We start from the raw sequence: 24,353 nt of genomic DNA, 5'->3' as shown, positions 1-24,353 counted from the left end.
GAGGACATGAGGATGTACCAGAGCACTGCCGTGAGCGTTGACGCGATGCTCGAGGACCTGCGCACGCTCGTGGAGGTCGAGTCCCCGTCGCGCGACCTCGATGCGCTGAACGCCTCGGCCCGTGCCGTGGCGGCGGTCATCGAGAGCCGACTGGGCGGGCGGGCCGCCCTGGTGGAGAGCCAGGCCGGCCCGCACGTGTACTGGTCGGGCGGAGGCGATCCCCGGGTGCTGATCCTCGGTCACCACGACACGGTCTTCCCGCTGGGCACGTTGGCGCGCCGCCCCTTCCGGGTGGAGGGCGGGCACGCGACGGGCCCCGGCGTCTTCGACATGCTCGGGGGTCTCGTCCAGGCCGTTCACGGCCTGGCGGCCCTGGATGACCTGTCGGGAGTGGAGGTCCTGGTGACCGCCGACGAGGAGGTCGGTTCCGGTTCCTCCCGGGCTCTGATCGAGGAGCGGGCCCGCGCTTGCGGCGTGGTGCTCGTGTTCGAGGGCGCAGCCGATGGCGGGGGCCTGAAGACTGGTCGCAAGGGGTGCGGCACGTTCGAGGTGGTCGTCAAGGGGCGGGCGGCGCATGCCGGGTTGGAGCCGGAGGCGGGCGTGAACGCGCTGGTCGAGGCGGCGCAGCAGGTACTGGACCTCGTGGCGCTCGGCCGGCCGGAGATCGGGACGACGGTGACGCCGACCGTGGCCTCGGCGGGAACCTCGGACAACGTCGTTCCGGCGGAGGCGACGGTGTTGGTCGACGTCCGGGTCGAGTCGGCCGGGGAGAAGGAGCGCGTCGAGGCGGCGATGGCGGCATTGGCGCCGCACTTGGACGGGGCGGAGATCGTGGTTCGGGGAGCCGTGGGCCGACCCCCGATGCCGGAGTCGGCGTCGGCGGGGTTGTTCGAGATGGCGCGGCGACTGCTCCCCGGCATCGAGGGCAAGGCGGTCGGTGGCGGCAGCGACGGCAACTTCACGGGCGCGTTGGGGGTTCCTACGCTCGACGGCCTGGGAGCGGTCGGCGGTGGTGCCCATGCCGACCACGAGTACCTGGTGGTCGATGCCATGGCGGAGCGGGCGAATCTCGTCACGGGACTCGTGAACGCGATCCGCGACGGCGGGTAGGCGGGTAGGCGGGTAGGACATCGTCGGACCCGCACCACCGGACGGCGTCGACGGGACCGCCGCCCACGCGGCCACCGGCCGGTGATCCGTCCCGGGACGCCGCCCCGAGGGCCACCTGCCCCGAGTTCCACACGGCCGAGGAATCGGGTACGGGGCGGAGCGGCGCGATCGGATCGATCATTCGTGACTGATGGCTGAACGGGTCGGTGGACGGGGCCGATCGGTCGGCCGTGCGTCCGGGGCCCGGTTCCAGCGCATCCGGGACCAGGGGAGCGCGAGTTCGGCCCGATCCGTGACCTGGTGCGGCGTCAGGGAGTCGACGGCGGCCGCTTCCCGGTGGCGGGCGTACACGCCGTCCACGTACCGGTGGCCGGTGTCGGCGGCGATGAAGAGGACCGTGCGTTGCGGCGCCCGGGCCCGTTCCCAGCGGGCGGCGAGGTAACCGGCCCCGGTGGACAGGCCGGCGAAGACCGCGTGCCGCCGCAACAGGTCGACGCTGCCGGACAGCGCGGCGTCGAAGGAGATCCAGTGGAGCGTGTCGTAGGACGCGTGGCTGACGTTCCCGAAGGGGATGGAGCTGCCGATCCCGGCGATGATGATCTCGGGGTCGGCCACGTGCTCGGAGCCGAAGGTGACACTGCCGAAGGGCTGCACACCGACGAGTTCGACATCGGGGGAGTCCTCCCTCAGATAGCGGGCGAGGGCCCCGGTGGAGGCGCCCGAGCCGACCCCGCCGACCAGGGTCAGGGCGTCCCCGCCGGTCGACCGCCGGATCCGCTCGGCCACCGCCCGGTAGCCCAGGTAGTGGATGTCGTCGTGGTACTGCCGCATCCAGTGGTACTCGGGGTGCTCCGCGAGGATCTCGTGGATGCGCTCGACCCGCCGCTTCTGGTCCAACTTCAGGTCCTCGCAGGGCTCCATCCGCTCCAGCGTCGCCCCGAGCACGGCCAGTTGGGCGCAGAGCGTGCGGTCGACGGTCGTCGATCCGACGATGTGGCAGCGCATCCCGTGGCGGTGGCAGGCCAGCGCGAGGGCGTACGCGTAGATCCCGCTGGAGCTGTCCAGCAGCGTGTCCCCGCGCCGCACCACCCCCGTGTCGAGCAGGTGGCGGACCGCGGCGAGGGCGGAGACGACCTTCATGGTTTCAAAGCGCAGGCAGACGAGCCGGTCGTCGAGGCGTATCAGGTCGGGACGGCCGACGGCCTCCGCAATGTGCTGGTCCACTGGAGAACTCCTGGGTCGTCGGGAGGGGCGGGAGGGGTGGGAAGGTCGTGAAGACGCGGGTCGCGGCGATGCCGTTGCTGTCCAGGGCCCGCACGCAGCCGCGGATCCGGTGGTGCAGGCCCGGGGCCGCCGGGTCGAGGAGCAGACCGGCCACCGCACCGCTGTGCGCGATCTGGACCCCCAGGGCCCCGAGCCGCCGGCCGATGCCGGCCAGCGTGTCGAACTCCGGGTGACGCAGGAGTTGTTGGCCCCGTCGCGCGCTGGCGGTCGCGACCTGGCCCAGCAGGGCCGCGTCGCCCTTGGCCACGGCCCGCCGCAGCAGGGCGCGCAGCCGTTCGAAGGCGCGCACCTCGCTCTCGTCGTACGTACGCGCCGGCAGGGCGAGGGTGTCCACGGGCGAGCCCCCGCCCAGGGCGCAGCCCACGACGACCAGCGGCGGCAGGCGGGGGCCGAGGACCTCCAGCACCCGCCCCTCGCGCTGGGCGAAGAGCGCCGGGCGGGCGTCGAGCATCAGCGGGTCGCAGGCCAGTTCGGCGCGCACTGCCAGCCGGGCGACGGTACCGGGTGCCAGCCGCACCCCGTAGGAGTCCGCGACCGCGCGCACGACGGCGATGACATCACTGGTGGAGCTCCCCATGCCGAGTCCCACCGGGATGTCCCCGGTGATCCGCAACTCCCCTCCGCAGGGCGGCTCCCGATGCCGCCGCGCGCATTCCGCGACGGTGAGGGCCGCCGCCCGGGCGGCCTTCGTACGGTCGCCCGGTACGACGGTGAGCTGCTGCGGCGGGGTGCCCGGACGCCGGGTGAACTCGGCCCGGCTGCCCATCCCGGTCATCGGCAGGGTGACCAGGCCGGCGCACCGGCGCCCGGTGGCGTCGAGGAAGACGCCCTGGAGGATCTCGCCGTGGTGGCAGGCGGCGTGCCCGGTGCCGCGGCGGGCGGGGGGAGCGGTCACGGCTGCCCCGCCGTCCGGTAGCGGTACAGGGTCGTCGGGTCAGCGCTGAACTGGGAGAAGGGGAAGGGCTCCGCGGACAGGGCGGTCACCCCGGAGCCGAGGAAGGCCCGGGCCACCGCGCTGCCGCTCTGTGCGTACACGACCAGGGGCACGCCCCGGGTGCGGCAGCGGTCGAGGACGGTGTCGAAGGAACCGTTGCTGAGGGTCATGCCGGTGGCGACGACGGCGTCGGCACGCTCCAGCACCTCGTGCATGTCGGTGGTGACGGGATCGCCCCACTGGGTGGACCTCAGGTTGAAGTCGCACGGCAGCGGTACGCCGCCCCGCTCGCGGATCGCCGCGACCAGCGGGTTCACCACGCCGATGAGGCCGACCCGGGCGCCCGCGCGGATGTCCAGCAGCCCGGCGATGGCCGCGTCACGGGCCCGGGCGCGCACTTCGGGGGTGCCCGCGGGGAGGGTGAGCGGCTCCGCCCCGGCGTCGCGGTGCGGGAGCTGCCCGGCCAGGTACGCGTCGAGGGCGGCGATCCGCAGCGGGCGCGGAGCCTCGCGGAGCAGCACGTCGAGCGGGGCGCCCGAGGAGTCGCGGCAGATCGTCGGGTCGATCTCGCCGGCCTCGAAGGCGCAGCCGCCGAAGGAGCCGCCGAGGCGCACCAGGACGTACTGGTTGAGGTAGGTGGTGTCGCTGCCGGCGAGCCGGGTGCCGTGGTGGATCCAGAACACGCTGGTCGCCACGAGTTCGCAGGGCAGCGGGCCGTGTTCGCCGGCCAGTACGGCCGCGACGAGGGAGTCGACGGTCGGTGCGGGCGCGGTGGTCGGGTGGCTCGTCATGACGTTCCTTGTCGGAGTACGGGAAGAGGTACGGGTGTGGGTGTGGGTGTGGGGGCGGTGGCGGGCGTGACGGCGCGCAAGGGGCCGCGGTAGGACACCGAGGGCCGTCCCAGGGAGTCGGTGGCCAGTTCGGCGTCGACCTCGAAGATCTGGGCCAGGTGCTCGGCGGTGAGGACGGCGGCGGGGGTGCCGGAGGCGATCAGGCGGCCCCGGTGCATGAGCAGCAGCCGGTCGCAGTGGCGGGCGGCCAGGGTGAGGTCGTGCAGGGCGACCAGGACCGTCTGCGGGGTGCCGGCGAGCAGTTCCATCAGCTCCAACTGGTGCTTGACGTCCAGGTGGTTGGTGGGCTCGTCGAGGAGCAGACCGTACGGTTGTTGGGCGAGCGCGCGGGCGATGTGGGCGCGCTGCCGCTCGCCGCCCGACAGGCCCTTCCAGGAGCGCCCGGCGAGCGCGGTGAGGCCGACGCGGTCCAGCGCGGCCGCGACGACCGCCCGGTCGGTGGCGTCCGGTCCGCGCAGGCCGTCGCGGAAGGGGGTCCGTCCCAGCCCCACGACGTCGGCGACGCGCAGGTCGGAGCCGAATCCGGAGTCCTGTTCCACGAAGGCGATCCGACGGGCGATCCGGCGCGCGCTCCAGTTCCGTATCGACCGGTCGTCGTAGCGCACCGTGCCCGCGTCGGGCACGCGCAGCCCGGCCAGGCAGCGCAGCAACGAGGACTTGCCGGAGCCGTTGGGGCCGATCAGTCCGACCGTCTCGCCCGGCGCGACGTCCAGGTCGACCCCGCGGACGACGGGCGTGTCCGAGACCGACCAGTTCAGGTCTTCGGCGGTGATCCTCACAGCTCACCCCTCCTGCGCAGGACGAGGAGGAACAGCGGTACGCCGAGCAGCGCGGTGATCACGCCGACCGGTATCTCGCGCGGCGCGAAGGCGACCCGCGCCAGGGCGTCGGTCCACACCAGGAACACCGCGCCGGCGAGCGCCGCGTGGGGGAGCAGCACCCGGTGCAGCGGACCGGCCAGCAGGCGCACCCCGTGCGGGACGATCAGCCCGACGAACCCGATGGCGCCGACGGTGGCCACCGCCACCGAGGTCAGCACGGCCGTCACCACGAGCAGCAGCATCCGGGTGCGTCGTACGGCGATCCCCAGCGAGGCGGCGGTGTCCGCGCCGAACGCGAGCCCGTCGAGGGCGTTCGCGCACAGCCAGGCGGCCGCGAGCCCCAGCGGGGTGACGACCGCGCAGACCGCGACGGCGTCCCAGCGGGCCGGGGCCATCGAGCCCAGCAGCCAGTGGGTGAGGGCGCGCGTGGTGTCGGCGTCGGCCGAGGCCATCAGGACGAGCGAGGTCAGGGCGGTGAAGAGCTGTCCGACGACCACGCCGGTGAGGACGATGCGGACCGAGTCCAGGCCCGTCCGGTGCAACAGCGCCAGCAGCAGGCCGAAGGAGAGCAGGGCGCCGAGGAGGGCGCCGCCGGTGATCCCGAGCGTTCCGGCGCCCAGCCCGGACAGGGGCAGGGGCAGGACGGCCACGGTGACGGCTCCGACCGAGGCCCCCGAGGACACCCCGAGCAGGTACGGGTCGGCCAGCGCGTTGCGGGTGACGGCCTGCAGTACGGTGCCGCAGACCGCCAGCGCGGCGCCGACCAGGGCCGCCATCAAGACCCGCGGTAGCCGCAGGTCCCAGACGAGCGAGTCCAGCAGCGGCGGCAGCGGTTCGGTGGCCAGGCCCAGCCGGGCGCCGAGCACCCGGCCGAGGTCGGTCCACCCCACGTCGGCGCTGCCGATACGGGTGCCCGCCGCCACCGAGGCGACCAGTACGAGCACCCCGGTGAGGAACAGCCCCACCCGGGCCGGTGTGCCGGACCGCGCGGCCCGCGGCGGCGCGGACGGCGCACCCACCCGGACCTCGCGGGCGGCCGGGACCAGCAGGTCCATCACCCCCGGCCCCGGGTCAGCGGACATGTCCGAGGTCCTTCATCCCCGCGGCCAGCAGCCCCAGGGCGTGCACGGAGCGTACGGAGGGGTCCAGTTCGATGCCCGGCACCTCGATGATCCTGTTCTCGCGGACCGCCGCCAGCTTGGAGACCAGCGGGTCCGCGGCCATCGTGGCGCGCTTCTCGGCGGCGCTGTCGCCGGGCCGGCCGCGCTCGCTCAGATCGCCGATCACGATGAAGTCCGGGTCGCGCCGGGCGACTTCCTCCCAGGAGACCTCGGGCCAGTCCTCGGCCACGTCGTCGAAGGCGTTCTTCGCGCCGACGATCCGGCTCATCTCACTGGGCAGACCGGTCCGGCCGGCGACGTAGGGCATGCCGTTGAAGACCGAGTAGAGGTAGACGACGGTGGGCTGCTTACCGCCCCGGGCGGTGGCCCCGGCGGCGTTCTCGGCGGCCTTCGCGACGGCGGCGCGCTGCTCCTGGGCGAGCCGGCCGGCCCGTTCCTCGCCGCCGAAGACCTTGCCGAGCTGTTCGTAGTCGGAGAAGAGCAGTTCGAAGGGGGTCTTCCCGGCCTCGTTCTGCTGCGGGCAGTCCACCGCGCTGACGAAGCTGGGGACTCCGAAGGCGGCCAGTTCCTCGCGGGTGCCGGCGCGGTCCTTCGTGTAGAGGTCGGTGGAGCCGGCCACCACGAAGTCGGCTGCGGTCGCGCGCAGTTGCTCGCCGGTGGCGATCTTGGGGGCGATGACCGGGACCTTGGCATAGGCGTCCTGGTACTGCGCGGGGATCTTCGTCTTGAGGTTGGCCGTCCCGGCCATCCGGTCCTGAAGCCCGAGTTCCAGCAGGGTTTCGGTCGAGGTCTGGTCCAGGGCGACGGCGCGCTGCGGGGGACGGTCGAAGGAGAACTGCCGCCCGCAACTGTCGAGTGCCGCCGTCCGGGCGGCGGGTTCGCCCTTCGGCGCGTGGTCGTCGGTGGGGGTCGAGCAGCCCGTGGTGGCGAGGGCCAGGGCCAGGGTGAGTGCGAGGGGAATGCCGATCCGGGCGCGGTGGCGCATGGGTTCTCCGGTCTGGGAAGAGCGTGGGTGTGGTCGTGCACCGGGCAGGAGTGCCGCGTTCGAAGGGTACTGTAATGGTTATCGTTTTCATTAACACCCCCGGGTCGAGGTTCACCGAACCGCGACCCGCGACCTGCCGACGAATCAGGAGCACCCCACCGTGGCGACCACACCCGTGCCCGCGACGCCCAAGACCGGCCCGCCGCCCGCGCGTTCCGTCCTGCGCGACACCGCCTTCCTGCGCCTTTGGACGGGCACCACCGCCTCCGGACTCGCGACCTGGGCGCTGCCCTTCGTCCTGGGTCTCGCCGTCCTGCACCGGGAACTCGGTGCAGCCGGCCTGGGCCTGGTCCTCGCGGCACGCACCGCCGGCTTCCTCGTCGCCGTCGCCGTCGGCGGGGTGCTGGCCGACCGTCATGCACGCCGGGCCGTCGTGCTCTGGTCCGCCCTCGCAGCCGCGTCCGCCGCCCCGCTCCTCGCCCTCGGCCTCGGTCGGTCGCTGCTGGTGATGACCCTGGCCGCCGCCCTCGCGGGCGCGGGTCAGGGGGCCTGCCGCCCCGCCTTCCAGGCGCTCACCGCCGAGGTCGTCGCCGCCGACCGAAGGCACCAGGCCAATGCCGCCATGACCATGGCGGTACGGACCTCCACGCTCGCGGGCCCCACCCTGACGGCGCTGCTGGCGGCGTTCGTCGACGTGGGGACGCTGCTGCTGGGGATCGGCCTGCTCTGGCTGGTCGCCGCCTTCCTGCCGGGCCGCGGCGCTCCGACCGCCGAAGCGGCGGCCCCCGCCCCGCGCGCGTCCCTGCGTGCCGAGTTCGTCGACGGCATGCGCGAGGCCCGCCGCCACCCCTGGTTCCTCGCCGGACTCGGCGCCCTGACCACCGTGATAGCGCTCGGCTACTCCGCCACCAGCGTTGCCCTGCCCCTCATCAGCCGCGACCGCTACGGCGCCGGGTGGGTCATGGCCGCGGCCATGACCGCCTACACCGTGGGCGCGCTCGGCGGGGCCCTGGTCACCGCCCGCCGGCGGCCCCGCTCCCAGGGCTGGAGCGCCTTCGCCGGCCTGGCCGTTTACGGCTTCGCGCCGCTGAGCCTGATGCTGCCGGTGCACCCGGCCGTGGTCATCGCGGCCTACGCCGTGGCCGGAATCGGGATCGAGCTGTTCAACGTGCCCTGGTTCACGGCCACCCAGCGCGAGGTCGCCCCGGACAAGCTCGCCCGCGTCTCCTCGCTGGACTTCCTGCTGTCCTACGGCTTCGCCCCGGTGGGCCTCGCCCTCATCGCCCCGGCCATCGACACCATCGGCGTCACCCCGGTCCTCGCCGTGTGCGCCGCGGCCTGCTTCCTCGCACCCGCCGCGGCCGCCCTCGTACCCACCGCCCGGCACTTCGGGCGGACTGCGGGACCGAGGGCGCGCTGAGCCGGGCCGAGTCGGACGCGGGCCGTTTGGCGCCGCCGGCTAGCGCTGCGGGCGCACGAGGGCGAAGACCGCGCCCTCCGGGTCCGCGACCGTGGCCTGCCGTCCGCGCGGGCCCTCACGGGGCGGGTCGACGACGCGCCCGCCGAGCTCGACGACCCGCGCGGCCGCCACGTCGGTGTTCTCCACCTCGAAGTACGCCATCCAGTGCGGCCCCCGGTCGTGCGGCAGGGAGCGGCCGACGCCGTGCACGGCCGCCACCGGGTGCCCCTCCAGGTGCAGGGTCAGGTAGTCGAAGTCGTCGGAGGCCGTGGCGTGGGTCTGGGCCTCGTGGCCGAAGACGTGCTCGTAGAACTTCCCGACCGTCGAGGTGTCCTGGGTGACCAGTTCGTTCCACACGGGGGTGCCCGGCCCGCGGTACGGCCGGGTGCCCATGCGGCTCTGCGCCTGCCACAGGCCGAAGATGGCGCCCAACGGATCGGAGCAGATCGCCACCCGCCCCGCGATACCTGCGTCCAGCGGCCCCACGGCCACCGTGCCGCCGCAGGCCCGGACCGACTCGGCGGTCGCGTCCGCGTCGTCCGTGGCGAGGTACGTCGTCCAGGCCACCGGCAGATGCCGGTCCGGCGGCATCTCGCCGATCCCGGCCACCTCGTGCCCGTCCAGCACCGCGCGGACGTACGGGCCGAGCTGCTCGGGTCCCGGTTCGTACTCCCAGCCGAACAGGTCGGCGTAGAAGTCCTCGGTGGTCCCGAGCCCGTGCACCATGAGGCTCACCCAGCACGGGGTGCCGGGCGTGCGCCGGGTTGCTTCCGCTGCCTCGGTCATGTCAGCCGTCTCCTCCGTCGTGGCGCTTACCGGTGCTGATGCTTCCACTCCCGGCGACTCGGCGCGCCCCGACCGGGCCGCATAAATGCGGCCCGGCGCGGAGTTGACCGGATCGGTTCGGCCCGCCGATGACGGCCTTGTTACGCGCGTGGCGGGCGGGGAGGAAGATGGCCGACATGACTGCGAAATCTGCGATCCTCGCCGCCGCCGAACTGAGGAACGAGCTGGCCGGCCCCCGCCCGCCGGTGCTGCTGGACGTCCGCTGGCAGCTCGGCGGACCCGACCAGCGGCCCGCCTACGAGGCAGGACACCTGCCCGGGGCGGTGTACGTCGACCTCGACCGCGAACTGGCCGGTCCGCCGGGGGCGGGCGGCCGCCACCCGCTGCCGGACCCCGAGGCCTTCGGAGAGGCCATGCGGCGGGCGGGCGTCCCGGCGGACGGGCCCGTCGTTGTGTACGACGGCGGGCTGGGCTGGGCGGCGGCCCGGGCGTGGTGGTTGCTGCGCTGGACGGGTCACCCGAACGTGCGGGTCCTGGACGGCGGCTTGGCCGCCTGGACGGCCTCCGGGGGTACGGTGACGGCCGACCGGGTGACTCCCGCGGAAGGCGATTTCAAGCCAACGCCGGGTGCCGTCGGGCTGCTGGACGCGGACGCTGCGGCCCTGCGCGCGCGGGCCGGGGTCCTCCTGGACGCCCGCGCGGGGGAGCGCTACCGGGGCGAGGTCGAACCGATCGACCCGGTCGGCGGTCACATCCCGGGCGCACTGTCGGCCCCGACCACGGAGAACGTGGGTCCGGACGGCCGTTTCCTGCCGGCGGACGCCCTGCGCGCCCGGTTCGAGGGGCTCGGCGCGTCCGAGGGGACGGCGGTGGGCGTGTACTGCGGCTCCGGGGTCTCCGGAGCGCACGAGGTACTGGCCCTGGAAGTGGCCGGCATCGAGTCGGACCTCTACGCGGGCAGCTGGTCCGAGTGGTCCGGCGACCCGACCCGACCGGTGGCCACGGGCCCGGACCCCCAGTAGGCGGGCTGCGGCAAACAGGAGCACCGCCGCCGGGCAGGACCCGGAGGCGGTGCCCCCGTTGCTCTCGCTACTCCTGCTTCTTGCGGCGGGTGCCGAAGACGATCTCGTCCCAGCTCGGTACCGCCGCACGGCGCCCGGGGCGGACCCCGTCGGCCTCGGCCTGGCGGTCGGTGGTGCCCGTCAGGCGGTCCCGGTGGCCCGCCACGGTGCGCGGCATCAGCACATCGGCGTACGCGGCGCCCGCGCCCGCCGAGGCGGCGGGGGCCGGCGGCTCCTCCGCTTCCGGTTCGGTGTCGTCCGGGGTTTCGGTGCGGTCCGGGACCACCATGTCGCCGCGGAAGCTCGGGACCGCCTCCAGCAGGCTGGTGAGGGTGTCCCGTTCCTCCTCCGGTTCCGGCGTGGGAGCGGGCCTGGCTTCGGCCCGTTCCAACTGCCGGTCCAGGGCGCGGTCCAGCGGCCGGTCGCGCGGCAGCCGCGCGATCCTCGGAACGAAGGGGAAGCTCGGTTCCGGCGCGGCCGGCAGGTCCTCCGACTCGCCGATCAGGGAACGGGCCTCGTCGTCCACGGCCACGACCAGACGGCGCGGCGGGTCGTAGGTCCAGCTCGCCGAGTGCAGTTCGCCGGCGACCAGGTAGACGAGCAGGACCTCCCAGGTGCCGTCGTCGCGGCGCCAGGAGTCCCACTGGACGGATTCCTTCTCGGCCCCGCGCAGGGTCAGCCGCTCCTGCACGGCCTCGCCGAGCTGCGGACCGGTGTTCTCGCCGGGACGGCGCACGGGGGTCTTGCGGGCGCGCTCGGCCATGAACGCGCGCTCGGCGAGCACCGGGCCCTCGAAGCGGCGCACGCGGTCGACGGGGATGCCGGCGAGTTGGGCGACCTCCTCCGCGGAGGCACCGGCCCGTATGCGGGCCTGGATGTCGCGGGGGCGGAGGTGGCTCTCCACCTCGATCTCGATCTGGTTCAGGCGCGCGCGATCGTTGCGGACCGCGGCGCGGAGCCGCTCGTCGATCGGAAGCGTGTACTCCGTGCTGTCCGCAGCCTTGAGCACCAGTCGTGTGCCGTCATTTGAGACGGCCACGACACGCAGTTCGGGCATGGGGACCTCCCGGGTGGTGCCTGCCGACGTCACGTGCGTCGCTGCTTCCGCTAGTCGAGTGTGGCCTGCCCGGGTGCAGCCTGCCACAACCTTGCCGAGTTAAACCGGCGTGTCGGGCATGCGCCCTTGATCGCCGTTATGGCACGGTTACCTGTTGGGCACGCACAGTGACCGGATGGTTACTGTGCGCATCAGGAGCCCGTGCGATACCGCGGCATCACCGGTCATCGAGTGCCGTGTTCCATCCGTCGGCCCCCTCTCCCGAGTCCGGACATCCGAAAGGAAGGACGGCCCCAGGGCTCGCCACAGTACTCCATTCGGGCCACCTGGGTGGACCGCCGCGCCGCCGAACTTTACCCGGACGGCGGGAGTTGGCGTGCCCTCGATCGGGTCCGACCCTGCACCTGTGGTCCGTTTTGGGGTGTCTTGCTTCACATCATCACCAGAAACGGAACTATCTGCTTCGCTCAGCGGTCGGTAACTCCTGGAAGAGGAGAAGCGCGAGAGGCACGACACACCGGGGATGGCGATGGGTCAGAAGGTGACGCGGTACGTCGAGGGCGAACCGGAGAAGGAGAAGCTCGACCTGAGCGCGGCCCAGGTCGCCGGTTCCTCGCTCGCCACCGTCGCAGCGGCCCTGCTCGCCTCGAAGATGGGCGTCTACGGGACCATCCTCGGAGCCGGCGTGGTCAGCGTGGTCGCCACCGCGGGCGGGCCCGTCATCCAGCACCTCTTTCGACGTACCGGCGACCAGCTGCGGGGCGGCGCCCGGCCCGGGGCCCGTCAGGCGTCGCGGCCCCGCGCGGAGTCGACGGGCGCGGACGCCGCGGGGCCGGGAGCTGTGGGGCCGGGAGCGGTGGGGCCGGGAGTTGCGGGGCCCGCCACCGGGGAGTTCGGCGAGGCCACCGTGCACGGCACCCGGGTTCGGGGCTGGAAGCGGACCGCGGTCGCCTCCGGCTTGACCTTCGCCATCACCCTCGGCGGCCTCGGCACCTACGAGGCGATGGCCGGCACCTCCGTCAGCAGCGACGGCGGAACCCTCTTCTCCGGCGGCACCCGCAAGGTGGGACAGGACCGCCCCGCCCCGCCCCGGGACGAGCCGGGCGGCGAGGAGGAGAGCGGGAACGGCCCCGGGACCGGGACCTCCCCGAGCCCCGCGCCGTCGTCCGGCGGCCGCGCCCCGAGCCCCGGACCCAGCTCCTCCGGCTCCGGGACCCCCGAGGCCTCCGTCGACCCGGCGCCCAGTGCCTCCCCGTCGAAGGAGGCCCCGAGCTCGGCCCCGGCCCCCGCCCCGCAGGCCCCGACACCCAGTCCGGACGCGCCGCCGCCGACGGTGCGGCCGAGCGCGTCCTGACCCCGGCTCAGTCCCCCAGGACGCGCCGCAGGTAGTCGTTGCCGAAGACCCGGTCCGGGTCGAGCCGGTCGCGCAGCGCGGTGAACTCGCCGAAGCGCGGGTAGGCCTCCGCGAAGTACCCCGCGTCCCGCGTGTGCACCTTGCCCCAGTGCGGACGCCCGCCGTGCGCGGTGAAGATGCGCTCGGCCGCCGTGAAGTAGGCCTGGTACGGGGTGCCCTTGTACATGTGCACCGCGATGTACGCCGTGTCGCGCCCGGAGGCCGTCGACAGCGTGATGTCGTCCGCCGGGGCCGTCCGCACCTCCACGGGGAAGCTGATCCGCAACGTGGAGCGGTCGACCATCGCCCGAAGCTCCCGCAGCGCCTCGACCACCTGCTCGCGCGGGAGGGCGTACTCCATCTCCACGAAGCGCACCCGGCGCGGACTGGTGAACACCTTGTACGGGATGTCCGTGTACGTGCGGGCCGACAGGGCGCGGCTGGCCAGGCGGGCGATGGAGGGGATGGTGGCCGGGACCGCGCGGCCCAGCGAGTTGACGGCTTGGAAGAGGCCGTTGGAGAGCAACTCGTCCTCGACCCAGGCGCTCACCCGTCCGGGTGGGGCGGCGGGGCCCTGGCTGCGGTTGTTCCGCTTGGTGTTGCAGTTGCCGGTGTGCGGGAACCAGTAGAACTCGAAGTGCTCGTTCTCCGCGAAGTGCTCCTCGAACTCCGCCGTCACCCGCTCAAAGCCCATCGGCTCCTCCCGGGCGGTCAGGAAGAAGAGGGGCTCCACCGCGAAGGTGATCGCGGTGACGATGCCGAGCGCGCCGATGCCGACCCGGGCCGCCGCGAAGACCTCGGGATTTTCCTTCTCGGAGCAGGTCAGCAGCCGGCCGTCGGCCGTGACCAGTTCCAGGCCGCGGATCTGGGCGGCGATGGAGGCCGAGTCGCGGCCGGTGCCGTGGGTGCCGGTGCTGGTGGCACCGGAGACCGTCTGCTCCATGATGTCGCCCATGTTGGTGAGCGACAGGCCTTCCCGGGCCAGGGCCCGGTTCAGGTCCTTCAAGGCCGTGCCCGCCGCCACCGTGACGGTGCCCGCGGCCCGGTCGATCGACCGGATCCCGGCCAGGGCCTGCGGGCGTACGAGCACCCCGTCGGTCGCGGCGGCCGCGGTGAAGGAGTGGCCGGTGCCGACCGCCTTCACCCGCAGTCCGTCCTCGGCGGCCCGGCGGACCGCCTCCTGGAGTTCCCCGACCGAGGCCGGGGTCACCGTGCGGGCCGGTGTGGCGGTGACGTTGCCCGCCCAGTTATGCCACGCGGTCCGTTCCGTGCTGCTCTGCCCTGCTGTCGCCGTCCCCATCGATTGCTGGTCCCTCCCCTTGCGCCGGCCTCGTCAGCCGGCGGAATCCCGCGAACGCAACCGCCGCCGCGGCCACCCCCGCCGATACGGAGACGACGTACCCGGTCTGCGCACCGGCTGCGTCGACGACCCAGCCGGTCACGGAGGACCCGAGCGCGATTCCGACCGCGAGGCCGGTGCTGATCCAGGTCATGCCCTCGGTCAGCTTCGCGTGTGGCACGTGCGCCTCGATCAGGGCCATCGTGGTGATCATCGTGGGAGCGATGGCGAGGCCCGAGACGAAGAGCGCCACGGCCAGAAACGGCAAGTTCCCGGCCAGTAGGAGGGGGATCATACTCACGGCCATCGCACTGATGCCCAGTACCCAGCGGGGTTCGGCCTTGCCCTTGAAGTGCAGCAGGCCGAAGACGATGCCGGCCAGGCAGGATCCGAACGCCCAGACCGCCAGGAACACCCCGCCGAGGGACTTGTTGCCGTGCTCCGCGGCGAAGGCCAGGGTGGCCACGTCCACGGAGCCGAAGATCGCGCCGGTCGCGACGAAGGTCGCCACCAGGACCTGCAGGCCGGGGGAGCGCAGCGCCGAGGACCGGTCCGTGTGCTCCTCGTGCGGATGCGGCTCCGGCTCGGTGGTGGTCAGTGCCGTCAGCCACCACACGCCCGTCAGGAGGAAGACGAGGGCGACCACCGGGCCGGCCTCGGGGAACCAGCCGGCCGAGAGGGTGGCGGCCAGCGGCGGGCCCACGATGAAGCAGAGCTCGTCGACGATGGACTCGAACGAGTAGGCCGTGTGCAGCTGGGGGGTGTCGCGGAAGAGGGCCGTCCAGCGGGCCCGGACCATCGACCCGACGCTGGGCACGCATCCGGCGACGACGGCGAAGACGAAGAGCGTCCAGCTCGGCCAGCCGTTCGCCGCCGAGACCAGCAGGCCGGTCACCGCGGCGGCCGCGGTCAGGGTGGCGGGGCGCAGCACCCGCCGCTGCCCGTACTGGTCGACCAGGCGGGACACCTGCGGGCCCACGGCCGCGGCGGACAGCGCGATGGTGGCGGTGATGCCGCCCGCGAGGGCGTAGCTGCCGCCCAACTCGGTGATCATCGTGAGGACACCGATGCCCACCATGGACAGCGGCATCCGGCCCAGCAGGCCGGCGGCTGTGAACCCCTTGGTGCCGGGGGTCGCGAATATCGCGCGGTAGGGACTGGGCAAGGTGGTGCCCTCCGTAAGGGACGTGGTTGGCTCACACAGGTTACGTCTGCCGACAAGGCGCCCGCATGGGGAAAATACCGACAGGAAGTAAGGGTGACCTTACCTGGCGTCCGAGGTGTGGGACGGGCCGGGTCCGTTGCCGGGGCGAGGACGTCGGGGTGGCAGGATTCGAGGCATGTCAGACCAGCTCCGTGCCCCCGACGGCGGCTCCGCCGCCCCTTACGACGCCCTCTTGCTGCTGTCCTTCGGCGGCCCCGAGGGACCCGACGACGTGGTGCCCTTCCTGGAGAACGTCACGCGCGGGCGGGGCATCCCGCGCGAGCGGCTCAAGGAGGTCGGGCAGCACTACTTCGGATTCGGCGGGGTCAGCCCGATCAACGGGCAGAACCGCGAGCTGTTGGACGCGCTGCGGGGGGACTTCGCCGGGCACGGCCTGGACCTGCCGGTCTACTGGGGCAACCGCAACTGGGCCCCGTACCTGACCGACGTGCTGCGGGAGATGGCCGCCGACGGGCGCCGCCGCATCGCGGTGCTCGCGACCAGCGCGTACGCCTCGTACTCGGGCTGCCGCCAGTACCGCGAGAACCTCGCCGACGCGCTGGCCGCCCTCGCCGAGGAGGGCGTGGAGCTGCCGCGGGTCGACAAGCTGCGCCACTACTTCAACCACCCCGGCTTCGTGGAGCCCATGATCGACGGGGTGGTGGCCTCGCTCGCCGCCCTGCCCGCGGAGGTGCGCTCCGGCGCGCGCCTCGCCTTCACCACCCACTCCATCCCGACCGCCGCCGCGGACACCTCCGGTCCGGTCGAGGACCACACCGAGGACGGCCAGGGCGGGGCGTACGTCAAGCAGCACCTCGACGTCGCCCGGGTGATCGCGGACGAGGTGGCCGCCCGGACCGGGGTCGCGCACCCCTGGGAGCTCGTCTACCAGTCCCGCAGCGGCGCCCCGCACATCCCGTGGCTGGAGCCGGACATCTGCGACCACCTGGAGGCCCTGCACGCGGCCGGGGCGCCCGCCGTCGTCATGGTGCCCATCGGCTTCGTCTCCGACCACATGGAAGTCCTCTACGACCTGGACACCGAGGCCACCGCGAAGGCGGCCGAGCTGGGCCTGCCCGTGCGGCGGTCCGCGACCGTCGGCGCCGATCCGCGCTTCGCCGGTGCCGTCCGGGAGCTGGTGCTGGAGCGGGCCGCCAAGGAGCGCGGGGAGCCGGCCGCGGAGTGCTGGGTCGGCACGCTGGGCCAGAGTCATGACCTGTGCGCGGTGGGCTGCTGCCCGGCGCGGGGCCCCCGGCCGGCGGCCGCGGGCGTGGACAGTCCGTACGCGTAGGGAGTGGGACCGTGATCTCTGACGAGCTGAAGGCCGAACTGCTGGAAGTGGGCCTGGAGGCCGCCCGGCGGGCCGGGGCCCTGCTGCGCGACGGCCGACCGGCCGATCTGGCGGTGGCGGCGACGAAGACCAGCCCGATCGACGTGGTGACCGAGATGGACATCGCGGCGGAGAAGCTGATCACCGGCATCCTCGCCGAGCGGCGTCCCGAGGACGGGCTGCTGGGCGAAGAGGGCGCGGACGCCCCGGGAACGAGCGGGGTGCGCTGGATCGTCGATCCACTGGACGGCACCGTGAACTACCTCTACGGGCTCCCGAGCTGGGGCGTGTCCATCGCGGCCGAGTACGGCGGCGAGAGCGTGGTGGGCGTGGTGGCGGCCCCGATGCGCGGGGAGACCTACCACGCGGTGCTCGGCGGCGGGGCGTGGTTGGGGACGACGCGCCTCGCCTGCCGGTCGGCGGCGCCGCTGGACCAGGCGCTGCTCGGGACCGGCTTCGCGTACGTCCAGACCAGGCGGGCCCACCAGGCCGAGGTCGCGGCGCGGATCATCCCGCTGGTGCGGGACGTCCGGCGGGGCGGGTCGGCGGCGCTGGACCTGTGCGACGTGGCCGCCGGGCGGCTGGACGGGTACTACGAGCGGGGACTGAACCCGTGGGACCTGGCCGCCGGTGACCTGATCGCCCGCGAGGCCGGGGCCCTGACCGGGGGCCGTCCGGGCGAGCCGGCCTCGGGCGAGCTGACCCTGGCCGCCACGCCGGCCGTGTTCGCCTCGCTGCAGCCGCTGCTGGAGGAGTCCGGAGCCTGGCACGACTGAAAGCACGCACGACTGAAAGCACGTGGACCCCGGATGCCCGCTCGGGCGTCCGGGGTCCACGTCGTGCAGAGGTCTTGCAGGAGTCGCGCAAGGGTCGTGCAGGGATCTTGCAGAGGCCGTGCGGAAGCAGGATGCGTGCAGGGGTCGTGCGGAGTCGTGCGGGAAGGGCGGGCCGGCCGATCGGGGGATCAGCAGGCGGGCACGGCGGCCGAGACCGGGACACCGTGTTCGGCGGCCAGGCGCTGGAGGTCCTCCAGCTCCGCCAGTTCCACTTCCGCGAGGAAGTCGTCGCCCGTCTCGCGGGCGTGCCTGAGGTCCGACTGCGTGGTCCTGATGCGCTGCAGGAGACCCGCGGTGAATGCGTCCATGATGGGTTCGCCCCCTCTTCGTGGGTCGGCGGCGGAACGTGGCTCTCCGCCGTCAGGGAGTGGATGGGGTGTGATCTCGTCCTCCCCTGCGCCCCGGGCCCAGAAACCTCACGGGGCCAGGGAATCCTCACTTGCGCCCCGTCAGCCCCTCCACGAGCCGCCTTACAGCCGGTTTATGGCCGAAACGGGCAGGATGGGCGACGCAATACACGTGTGCCCTTCTGGGCTCGGAGGAAGGAAACGACGTGCGCGTACTCGTCGTCGAGGACGAGCAACTGCTCGCCGATGCGGTGGCCACCGGACTACGCCGGGAGGCCATGGCCGTGGACGTCGTGTACGACGGCGCCGCCGCCCTGGAGCGGGTCGGCGTGAACGACTACGACGTGGTCGTGCTCGACCGGGACCTCCCGCTCGTGCACGGTGACGACGTGTGCCGGAAGATCGTCGAGCTCGGCATGCCCACCCGCGTGCTGATGCTCACCGCCTCCGGCGACGTCAGCGACCGGGTGCAGGGGCTGGAGCTCGGTGCGGACGACTACCTGCCCAAGCCCTTCGCCTTCACCGAGCTGACCGCCCGCGTACGGGCGCTCGGGCGGCGCACCACGGTCGCGCTGCCGCCCGTACTGGAGCGGGCCGGCATCAAGCTGGACCCGAACCGGAGGGAAGTGTTCCGCGAGGGCAAGGAGGTCCAGCTGGCACCGAAGGAGTTCGCGGTGCTGGAGGTGCTCATGCGCAGCGAGGGGACCGTCGTCTCCGCCGAGCAGCTGCTGGAGAAGGCCTGGGACGAGAACACCGACCCCTTCACCAACGTCGTCCGGGTGACCGTGATGACCCTGCGCCGCAAGCTGGGTGAGCCGCCCGTCATCGTGACCGTGCCCGGCTCCGGATACCGGATCTGATGCGCATGGCGACCACCCCGGCGCCACCGGCGGCGCCACCGAAACCGACATGGGACCCCGGCCAGCCCGAGGGTCCCTTCCCGTGGCTGCGGCCGACCATCCGGATACGGCTCACGCTGCTGTACGGCGGGATGTTCCTGATCGCCGGCATCTTGTTGCTGTCGATCATCTACCTACTGGCGGCGCAGGCGCTGCGGCAGGGCAATGCGCTGCCGTTCCAGATCGTCGGCGGCCAGGTCAAGGTCTCCAGTACCAACTGCCCGGGTGTCATGGGAGGCCCGCTGGAGCCCGAGCAGTTCAACGCGGCGGTCAACCAGTGCGTCCTCGAGCAGCGCCGGCACGCCCTGGACGACCTGCTGAGCCGGTCGCTCATGGCCCTGCTGGGCCTGAGCATCATCGCCTTCGCCTTCGGCTACGCGATGGCCGGCCGGGTGCTCTCCCCGCTCGGCAAGATCACCCGGACCGCGCGCCGGGTGGTCGGCTCCGACCTGACCCGACGGATCGAGCTGGACGGGCCGGACGACGAGCTCAAGGAGCTCGCCGACACCTTCGACGAGATGCTCGACCGGCTGGAGCGGGCCTTCACGGCCCAGCAGCGGTTCGTCGCGAACGCCTCGCACGAGCTGCGGACCCCGCTCGCGATCAACCGGACGCTGCTGGAGGTCCACCTCTCCGATCCCGGGGCCCCGGTCGAGCTCCAGCAGCTCGGGAAGACCCTGCTGGCCACCAACGAGCGCAGCGAGCAGCTGGTCGAGGGCCTGCTGCTGCTGGCCCGCAGCGAGAACCAGATCGTCGAGCGCAAGCCGGTGGACCTGGCGGAGGTCGCCTCGCGCGCCGTCGACCAGGTGCGCGGCGAGGCCGAGACGAAGGGCGTGGAGATCCGCGGCGAGCGCGCACCGGCCGTGGTGCAGGGCAACGGGGTGCTGCTGGAGCGGATCGCGCTCAACCTGGTGCAGAACGCCGTCCGGTACAACGTGCCGGAGGACGGCTGGGTGGAGGTGGTCACCGAGGCCCAGCACGATCAGGCGGTCCTCCTGGTATCGAACACGGGTCCCGTTGTTCCCGCGTACGAGGTGGACAACCTCTTCGAGCCCTTCAGGCGGCTGCGTACGGAGCGCACGGGCAGTGACAAGGGTGTCGGGCTGGGCCTGTCGATCGCGCGCTCCGTGGCGCGCGCACACGGCGGCAGGATCCAAGCGATGCCGCGGGAGGGCGGTGGCCTCGTGATGCGTGTCACTCTTCCTTTGTGAGACCCCGACCCCGTGTTCGCTTTTGGCTGAATACCTGCCCTGTGAAAACAATCGGTCCTGTGTGATCGATCACAGTGGCCGGTGTCTGTCCATGTGCGTTCAGTGACCCCGCCGCGGCCGGAAAGCCCGGGAAGTCCGGGTTTCCGGCCCCTCGGATGGCGGGAAATACACGGGGTGGCGTTTGTGCAAGACGGCCCCCGGACCGTGTACGGTCCCGCTCGTCATCCCAGCCAATCGTCCTTCGGGCGGGCGGCTGGGTGTCGATTGAGTAACAGACCTTGATGTGAGGCAAAATCTCCGCCTCAGGTCGGGCACAAGTCCGGCCTCTCGTGCGTTACGTGCGCTGAGACACCGCTAACACCCAGAGGGGGAGAGCGAACAATGGCAACGGACTACGACACCCCGCGCAAGACCGACGATGACGTCGACAACGACAGCATCGAAGAGCTGAAGGCCCGGCGCAACGAGAAGTCGACTTCGTCCGCGGACATGGACGAATTCGACTCTGTCGAGAGCATGGAGCTTCCCGGTGCGGACCTCTCCAACGAGGAGCTGGCCGTCCGGGTCCTGCCCAAGCAGGCCGATGAGTTCACCTGCATGAGCTGCTTCCTGGTGCACCACCGCAGCCAGTTGGCACGTGAGAAGAACGGCCAGCCGATCTGTCGCGACTGCGACTGATAGGCGTCGGTCGTGGCTGGCTCCACACCCTTCCGGAAGCGCCGCTTCCGGAAATCTGGTGATCCGGCGGAGACGCAGGTGGCACCCATGGATCCGGAAACGGCTCCTGGGGCTTCCGGCGGCTCCGCCAGTGCGGCGATCGCCGGGCCGTACGACACCGCCCCGGCGGTGCCGTCGCAAACCGATCCCGACGAGGGGTCCCGGCACGGCTCCGGGGCTCGTCGGACGCAAGCCGTCCAGGCCGTCAAGAACGGCGTGCGCAAGGGCGGCGAAGGCGTCAAGGGCGCCACCCAGTACGTCACCGACCGGATCATCGAGAACGCCCCGCGCGTTCCGGTTCGGGACCTCGCGACGCTGCGCGCGCAGTTCCCGGGCCTCGGCCCCGAGCAGCTCGCCGAAAAGCTGGTGTCCGGCGCCTGCGCCGCCACCTCGACCGTGGGTGCGGGAATCGGCGCCGCGGCCATGTTGCCCGTGCCGCCCGCGATGCCGGCGGAACTGGCGGCCGAGATCACCGCGGTCGCGGCCATCGAGCTCAAGCTCATCGCCGAACTCCACGAGGTCTACGGCCGGCGACCGCACGGCGGCCTCACGGAGCGCAGCCTCGCCTACCTGACCGCCTGGACGGAGGAGCGCGGGGTCGACCTGACCAAGCCGACCACGCTGAACGCGGCGCTCGGCGGGCAGATGAAGCGCGAACTGCGCCAGCAGATCATGAAGCGGATGTTCCGCAGCCTGCCGAACCTCATGCCGTTCATGGTGGGCGCCGCCGTCGGCGCGGTCATGAACCGCCGGGACACCCGCAAACTCGCCGAGAAGGTCCGTGGTGACCTGCGGCGGCGGGCCGTGGACTGGGACACCCTGAGCTCCCTGCCGCCCCTGGAACGGCCCGCAGGGCCCCTTCCCGAGGCCACCAGGATCGCGCTGGAGGCCGCGGATCCCTCCGTGCACGGCTGAGGCCCTCCGCCGGGGCGGTCCGCCCCGGCCGCACCACCGGCCCCACCGGCCGGTCAGGCCGCCTGGGTACGGGCGGCGAGCAGGGCCGCCACCAGGGCCTGCGGCTCACGGGTGGAGACGTACACGTACGGGGTCGGGTCGGTCGGGTCGGTGACCTCGATGCGGACCGCGGTCGGCACGTAGCTGCGCATCAGCATGAAGGCGCGGGTGTCCGCCTTGTACGTGCGCCAGGCGCGCGACTCCTCGGCGTCCAGGATCTCGGGCTCGCCCAGGGCCGTCACCGGGATCCGCGCGTCGCCGGCCGCCAGCGCACCGCCCACCACGCGCACGCGCGCCGAGCCGTACGAGCTCACCACCAGCCCGGCCAGCGCGGTGCCCCCGACCAGACCGGCCAGCAGCGGCATCGTGCCCAGCGGCAGCAGCATCAGTGCGCACGCGAGGCCGAGCAGTACGGCGATGCCCCACCAGGAACGGGGGGCGGTCAGACGTTCGTCGTGGTGCGCGGTGGAGAGCTGCATGTGGTCAAGCCTGCCACGAGGCGACCGGTGGGTAGCCGCGCGGGTAAGGTCTGCGGCTGTGAGTGGACGAAACACAGCGCTGACGCCCCCGGCCGACGCCGCCGCGCCGGTCAGGCACCCCGAGGCGCCCGCGCCCGGCGACCTCCTCGGTGCGCACTACGAGCACTGTTTCGGCTGCGGCGAGGGCCAACCCCACGGACTCCACCTGGAGGCCCGTGCGGGCGAGGGCGTGCGCGTCACCGCCGAGTTCACCGTCAAGCCCGCGCACCAGGGCGCACCCGGTCTCGCCCACGGCGGGGTGCTCGCCACCGCGCTCGACGAGACGCTCGGTTCCCTGAACTGGCTGCTGCGCGTCATCGCGGTGACGGGGCGGCTGGAGACCGACTTCGTGCGGCCCGTGCCGGTGGACACCGTGCTGTACCTGGAGGCCGAGGTCACCGCCGTCGCCGGACGGAAGATCTACTGCACGGCCGTGGGTCGGATAGGCGGACCGCAGGGCCCGGTCGCCGTTCGTGCCGACGCCCTCTTCATCGAGGTGAAGGTCGACCACTTCATCGACAACGGACGGCCCGAGGAGATCCAGGCGGCGATGGCCGACCCGGACCAGGTCAGGCGCGCACGCGCCTTTGAGGTGAACCCCTGATGTCCCAGAGCAACCACGATTCCCACCGGCCGGTCGACGTACTGATCCGTCGCGTCGACCCGGAGGTGCCGATTCCGGCATACGGGCACCCCGGCGACGCCGGCTGCGACCTCGTCACCACCGAGGCCGCCGAGCTGGAACCCGGCGAGCGCGCCGTACTGCCCACCGGCGTCTCGATCGCCCTGCCCGACGGGTACGCGGCGTTCGTGCACCCGCGGTCCGGCCTGGCCGCACGCTGCGGGCTCGCGCTCGTGAATGCCCCGGGGACGGTGGATGCCGGGTACCGTGGGGAGATCAAGGTGATCGTGGTCAATCTCGACCCTCGCGAGAGCGTCCGGTTCGAGCGTTTCGACCGCATCGCCCAGCTGGTTGTCCAGCGGGTCGAGAAGGTGCGCTTCCACGAGGTGGCGGAACTTCCCGGCTCGGCCCGGGCCGAGGGGGGCTTCGGCTCCACCGGCGGGCATGCGGCCGTGGCCGGATCCGGGGCTGGTCAGCAGGGTGGGAATGGCTACGCTTCGGTCGTAACCGACCGGGAAGGACAGTGACGTGTTCGGACGTCGCAAGAAGAACGACTCCGCCCATGACGGCGGCGCGGCCGAGCAGGTCGTAGACGGCGTCGCCGAGCAGGACGACACGGGCGAGCAGGAGAGCGCCGCCCCGCGTCGGGTGAACCTGCCGCCGGCCCCGCGGCCCGACGGCCCCTGGGACGTCTCCGAGGTGCTCGGGAACCCGGCCGACGGCCGGGTCGACCTGGGCGGCATCCTCGTACCCGGCATCGAGGGCATGGAGCTGCGCGTCGAGGTCGCCGGGGACGCGATCGTGGCCGCGACCGTGGTCCTGGGCGACAGTGCCGTGCAGCTGCAGGCCTTCGCCGCGCCCAAGAAGGAGGGCATCTGGGGCGAGGTCCGCGAGGAGATCGCCGCGGGCATCACCCAGCAGGGCGGCATCATCGACGAGGCCCAGGGCTCGCTGGGCTGGGAGCTGCGCGCCCAGGTGCCCGTACCGCTCCCGGACGGGCAGACCGGCGCCCAGCTGGTCCGCTTCGTCGGCGTCGACGGCCCGCGCTGGTTCCTGCGCGGCGTCATCTCCGGCCAGGGCGCGGTGCGCCCCGAGTCGGCGGGCGTGCTGGAGCAGATCTTCCGGGACACCGTCGTCGTCCGCGGTGACGGCCCGATGGCTCCGCGCGACCCGATCGTCCTGAAGCTGCCGAACGACGCCCAGATGGTGCCGGACGGTGTGCAGACGGACGACCAGGAAGGCTCCCGCTTCGGCGGCGGCATGGGGCAGCTCGAACGCGGCCCGGAGATCACCGAGGTCCGCTGACCTCGGACGACCTCGGACGGCCCCCGCGCACAGGGGGGCTCGTCGTGCATTTCGGCCGGTGGGCCCCGCTCCTTCGGGAGCGGGGCCCACCGGCTTGTCCGCGCGACCCCCGGAAGTCGGGGGCCCCGCACCCCGCGTCAGGGATCCGTCAGGGATCGGCGCCGGGGCGCCGATCGGTGCGTGTGCGGCGTGGAGGTCCCGGAGAATGG

25 protein-coding genes are annotated in these 24,353 nt (G+C 72.9%); 13 read left to right on the top strand and 12 right to left on the bottom strand.

Annotated features, from left to right (window positions below):
- The first annotated feature begins 6 nt into the window (after nucleotides 1-6).
- Nucleotides 7-1,110 (top strand): M20 family metallopeptidase, encoded by a 1,104-nt coding sequence (locus tag OG207_RS12420; protein WP_329098597.1) that lies wholly within the window; start codon nucleotides 7-9, stop codon nucleotides 1,108-1,110.
- Nucleotides 1,111-1,287: 177 nt separating this feature from the next.
- On the opposite strand, the gene OG207_RS12415 is transcribed toward OG207_RS12420, so the two are convergent.
- Genes OG207_RS12415 through OG207_RS12390 form a run of 6 tightly spaced genes read right to left on the bottom strand, consistent with a single transcriptional unit; the run spans nucleotide 1,288 to nucleotide 7,106 of the window.
- Entirely contained in the window at nucleotides 1,288-2,334 is a 1,047-nt protein-coding gene (locus tag OG207_RS12415; RefSeq protein ID WP_329098595.1) for a pyridoxal-phosphate dependent enzyme, read from the bottom strand.
- On the bottom strand, nucleotides 2,255-3,289 hold the full coding sequence (locus OG207_RS12410; RefSeq protein ID WP_329098594.1) for a GHMP family kinase ATP-binding protein: 1,035 nt from the start codon (nucleotides 3,287-3,289) through the stop codon (nucleotides 2,255-2,257). Before OG207_RS12410 ends, OG207_RS12415 begins: the two co-directional genes overlap by 80 nt.
- A complete protein-coding gene (locus OG207_RS12405) occupies nucleotides 3,286-4,119 on the bottom strand; it encodes a Rossmann-like domain-containing protein (RefSeq protein ID WP_329098593.1) in 834 nt (277 codons plus the stop codon). Before OG207_RS12405 ends, OG207_RS12410 begins: the two co-directional genes overlap by 4 nt.
- Nucleotides 4,116-4,958: an ABC transporter ATP-binding protein gene (locus OG207_RS12400; protein ID WP_329098591.1), complete on the bottom strand. Its 843-nt coding sequence runs from the start codon at nucleotides 4,956-4,958 to the stop codon at nucleotides 4,116-4,118. The genes OG207_RS12405 and OG207_RS12400 overlap by 4 nt, the downstream gene beginning before the upstream one ends.
- Complete coding sequence (locus OG207_RS12395) at nucleotides 4,955-6,082, bottom strand: FecCD family ABC transporter permease (protein WP_329098589.1); 1,128 nt, start codon at nucleotides 6,080-6,082, stop codon at nucleotides 4,955-4,957. Before OG207_RS12395 ends, OG207_RS12400 begins: the two co-directional genes overlap by 4 nt.
- A complete protein-coding gene (locus tag OG207_RS12390) occupies nucleotides 6,072-7,106 on the bottom strand; it encodes an ABC transporter substrate-binding protein (RefSeq protein ID WP_329098586.1) in 1,035 nt (344 codons plus the stop codon). Before OG207_RS12390 ends, OG207_RS12395 begins: the two co-directional genes overlap by 11 nt.
- 160 nt (nucleotides 7,107-7,266) lie before the next feature.
- On the opposite strand from OG207_RS12390, the gene OG207_RS12385 reads away from it, so the two are divergent.
- The gene (locus tag OG207_RS12385; protein WP_329098583.1) at nucleotides 7,267-8,526 is read left to right on the top strand and encodes an MFS transporter; all 1,260 of its coding nucleotides are present in this window, start codon (nucleotides 7,267-7,269) and stop codon (nucleotides 8,524-8,526) included.
- Between the two features lie 39 nt (nucleotides 8,527-8,565).
- On the opposite strand, the gene OG207_RS12380 is transcribed toward OG207_RS12385, so the two are convergent.
- Nucleotides 8,566-9,351 (bottom strand): VOC family protein, encoded by a 786-nt coding sequence (locus OG207_RS12380; RefSeq protein WP_329098581.1) that lies wholly within the window; start codon nucleotides 9,349-9,351, stop codon nucleotides 8,566-8,568.
- A 176-nt stretch (nucleotides 9,352-9,527) separates the two neighbouring features.
- On the opposite strand from OG207_RS12380, the gene OG207_RS12375 reads away from it, so the two are divergent.
- Nucleotides 9,528-10,373 carry a sulfurtransferase gene (locus OG207_RS12375; RefSeq protein ID WP_329098579.1) on the top strand — a complete coding sequence of 282 codons (846 nt, stop codon included), beginning with the start codon at nucleotides 9,528-9,530 and terminating at the stop codon, nucleotides 10,371-10,373.
- A 67-nt stretch (nucleotides 10,374-10,440) separates the two neighbouring features.
- Here OG207_RS12375 and sepH read toward each other — a convergent pair whose 3' ends face one another.
- Complete coding sequence (sepH, locus tag OG207_RS12370) at nucleotides 10,441-11,469, bottom strand: septation protein SepH (protein ID WP_329098577.1); 1,029 nt, start codon at nucleotides 11,467-11,469, stop codon at nucleotides 10,441-10,443.
- A gap of 529 nt (nucleotides 11,470-11,998) precedes the next feature.
- Between sepH and OG207_RS12365 the strand changes: the two genes are divergently transcribed.
- A complete protein-coding gene (locus OG207_RS12365) occupies nucleotides 11,999-12,823 on the top strand; it encodes a hypothetical protein (RefSeq protein ID WP_329098575.1) in 825 nt (274 codons plus the stop codon).
- Between the two features lie 7 nt (nucleotides 12,824-12,830).
- On the opposite strand, the gene OG207_RS12360 is transcribed toward OG207_RS12365, so the two are convergent.
- A complete protein-coding gene (locus tag OG207_RS12360) occupies nucleotides 12,831-14,162 on the bottom strand; it encodes a D-arabinono-1,4-lactone oxidase (RefSeq protein WP_329098574.1) in 1,332 nt (443 codons plus the stop codon).
- Nucleotides 14,110-15,366: an MFS transporter gene (locus OG207_RS12355; protein WP_329098573.1), complete on the bottom strand. Its 1,257-nt coding sequence runs from the start codon at nucleotides 15,364-15,366 to the stop codon at nucleotides 14,110-14,112. Before OG207_RS12355 ends, OG207_RS12360 begins: the two co-directional genes overlap by 53 nt.
- A 175-nt stretch (nucleotides 15,367-15,541) precedes the next feature.
- Between OG207_RS12355 and OG207_RS12350 the strand changes: the two genes are divergently transcribed.
- Together OG207_RS12350 and OG207_RS12345 are read left to right on the top strand one after the other, a co-directional pair.
- Nucleotides 15,542-16,696 carry a ferrochelatase gene (locus OG207_RS12350; protein ID WP_329098571.1) on the top strand — a complete coding sequence of 385 codons (1,155 nt, stop codon included), beginning with the start codon at nucleotides 15,542-15,544 and terminating at the stop codon, nucleotides 16,694-16,696.
- A gap of 11 nt (nucleotides 16,697-16,707) precedes the next feature.
- Nucleotides 16,708-17,511: an inositol monophosphatase family protein gene (locus tag OG207_RS12345; RefSeq protein WP_402695325.1), complete on the top strand. Its 804-nt coding sequence runs from the start codon at nucleotides 16,708-16,710 to the stop codon at nucleotides 17,509-17,511.
- A gap of 188 nt (nucleotides 17,512-17,699) precedes the next feature.
- Here the strand turns inward: OG207_RS12345 and OG207_RS12340 are convergent, their stop codons facing one another.
- The gene (locus OG207_RS12340; RefSeq protein ID WP_030008766.1) at nucleotides 17,700-17,879 is read right to left on the bottom strand and encodes a hypothetical protein; all 180 of its coding nucleotides are present in this window, start codon (nucleotides 17,877-17,879) and stop codon (nucleotides 17,700-17,702) included.
- A 245-nt stretch (nucleotides 17,880-18,124) separates the two neighbouring features.
- Here OG207_RS12340 and OG207_RS12335 point away from each other — a divergent pair, with 245 nt between their 5' ends.
- The 4 genes from OG207_RS12335 (at nucleotide 18,125) to OG207_RS12320 (ending at nucleotide 21,660) form a co-directional block, all read left to right on the top strand.
- A complete protein-coding gene (locus OG207_RS12335; RefSeq protein ID WP_329098570.1) occupies nucleotides 18,125-18,778 on the top strand; it encodes a response regulator transcription factor in 654 nt (217 codons plus the stop codon).
- Nucleotides 18,779-18,783: 5 nt separating this feature from the next.
- The gene (locus OG207_RS12330; protein ID WP_329098568.1) at nucleotides 18,784-20,028 is read left to right on the top strand and encodes a sensor histidine kinase; all 1,245 of its coding nucleotides are present in this window, start codon (nucleotides 18,784-18,786) and stop codon (nucleotides 20,026-20,028) included.
- 381 nt (nucleotides 20,029-20,409) lie between these two features.
- Nucleotides 20,410-20,706: a DUF4193 domain-containing protein gene (locus OG207_RS12325; RefSeq protein WP_030008769.1), complete on the top strand. Its 297-nt coding sequence runs from the start codon at nucleotides 20,410-20,412 to the stop codon at nucleotides 20,704-20,706.
- Between the two features lie 12 nt (nucleotides 20,707-20,718).
- The gene (locus OG207_RS12320; protein ID WP_329098566.1) at nucleotides 20,719-21,660 is read left to right on the top strand and encodes a hypothetical protein; all 942 of its coding nucleotides are present in this window, start codon (nucleotides 20,719-20,721) and stop codon (nucleotides 21,658-21,660) included.
- Nucleotides 21,661-21,713: 53 nt separating this feature from the next.
- On the opposite strand, the gene OG207_RS12315 is transcribed toward OG207_RS12320, so the two are convergent.
- Nucleotides 21,714-22,178 carry a DUF3093 domain-containing protein gene (locus OG207_RS12315; RefSeq protein WP_328788375.1) on the bottom strand — a complete coding sequence of 155 codons (465 nt, stop codon included), beginning with the start codon at nucleotides 22,176-22,178 and terminating at the stop codon, nucleotides 21,714-21,716.
- A gap of 58 nt (nucleotides 22,179-22,236) precedes the next feature.
- On the opposite strand from OG207_RS12315, the gene OG207_RS12310 reads away from it, so the two are divergent.
- From OG207_RS12310 to OG207_RS12300, 3 genes are read left to right on the top strand one after another with little or no spacing between them, the layout of a single operon-like run.
- A complete protein-coding gene (locus OG207_RS12310; protein WP_329098564.1) occupies nucleotides 22,237-22,821 on the top strand; it encodes a PaaI family thioesterase in 585 nt (194 codons plus the stop codon).
- Nucleotides 22,821-23,366 (top strand): dUTP diphosphatase, encoded by a 546-nt coding sequence (dut, locus tag OG207_RS12305; protein ID WP_030008773.1) that lies wholly within the window; start codon nucleotides 22,821-22,823, stop codon nucleotides 23,364-23,366. The genes OG207_RS12310 and dut overlap by 1 nt, the downstream gene beginning before the upstream one ends.
- Nucleotide 23,367: 1 nt before the next feature.
- Nucleotides 23,368-24,144 (top strand): DUF3710 domain-containing protein, encoded by a 777-nt coding sequence (locus OG207_RS12300; protein ID WP_329098562.1) that lies wholly within the window; start codon nucleotides 23,368-23,370, stop codon nucleotides 24,142-24,144.
- The last annotated feature ends 209 nt before the right edge of the window (nucleotides 24,145-24,353 follow it).

Source organism: Streptomyces sp. NBC_01439 (assembly GCF_036227605.1).
GTDB lineage: Bacteria > Actinomycetota > Actinomycetes > Streptomycetales > Streptomycetaceae > Streptomyces.
This window is presented reverse-complemented; position numbering and strand designations above follow the sequence as displayed.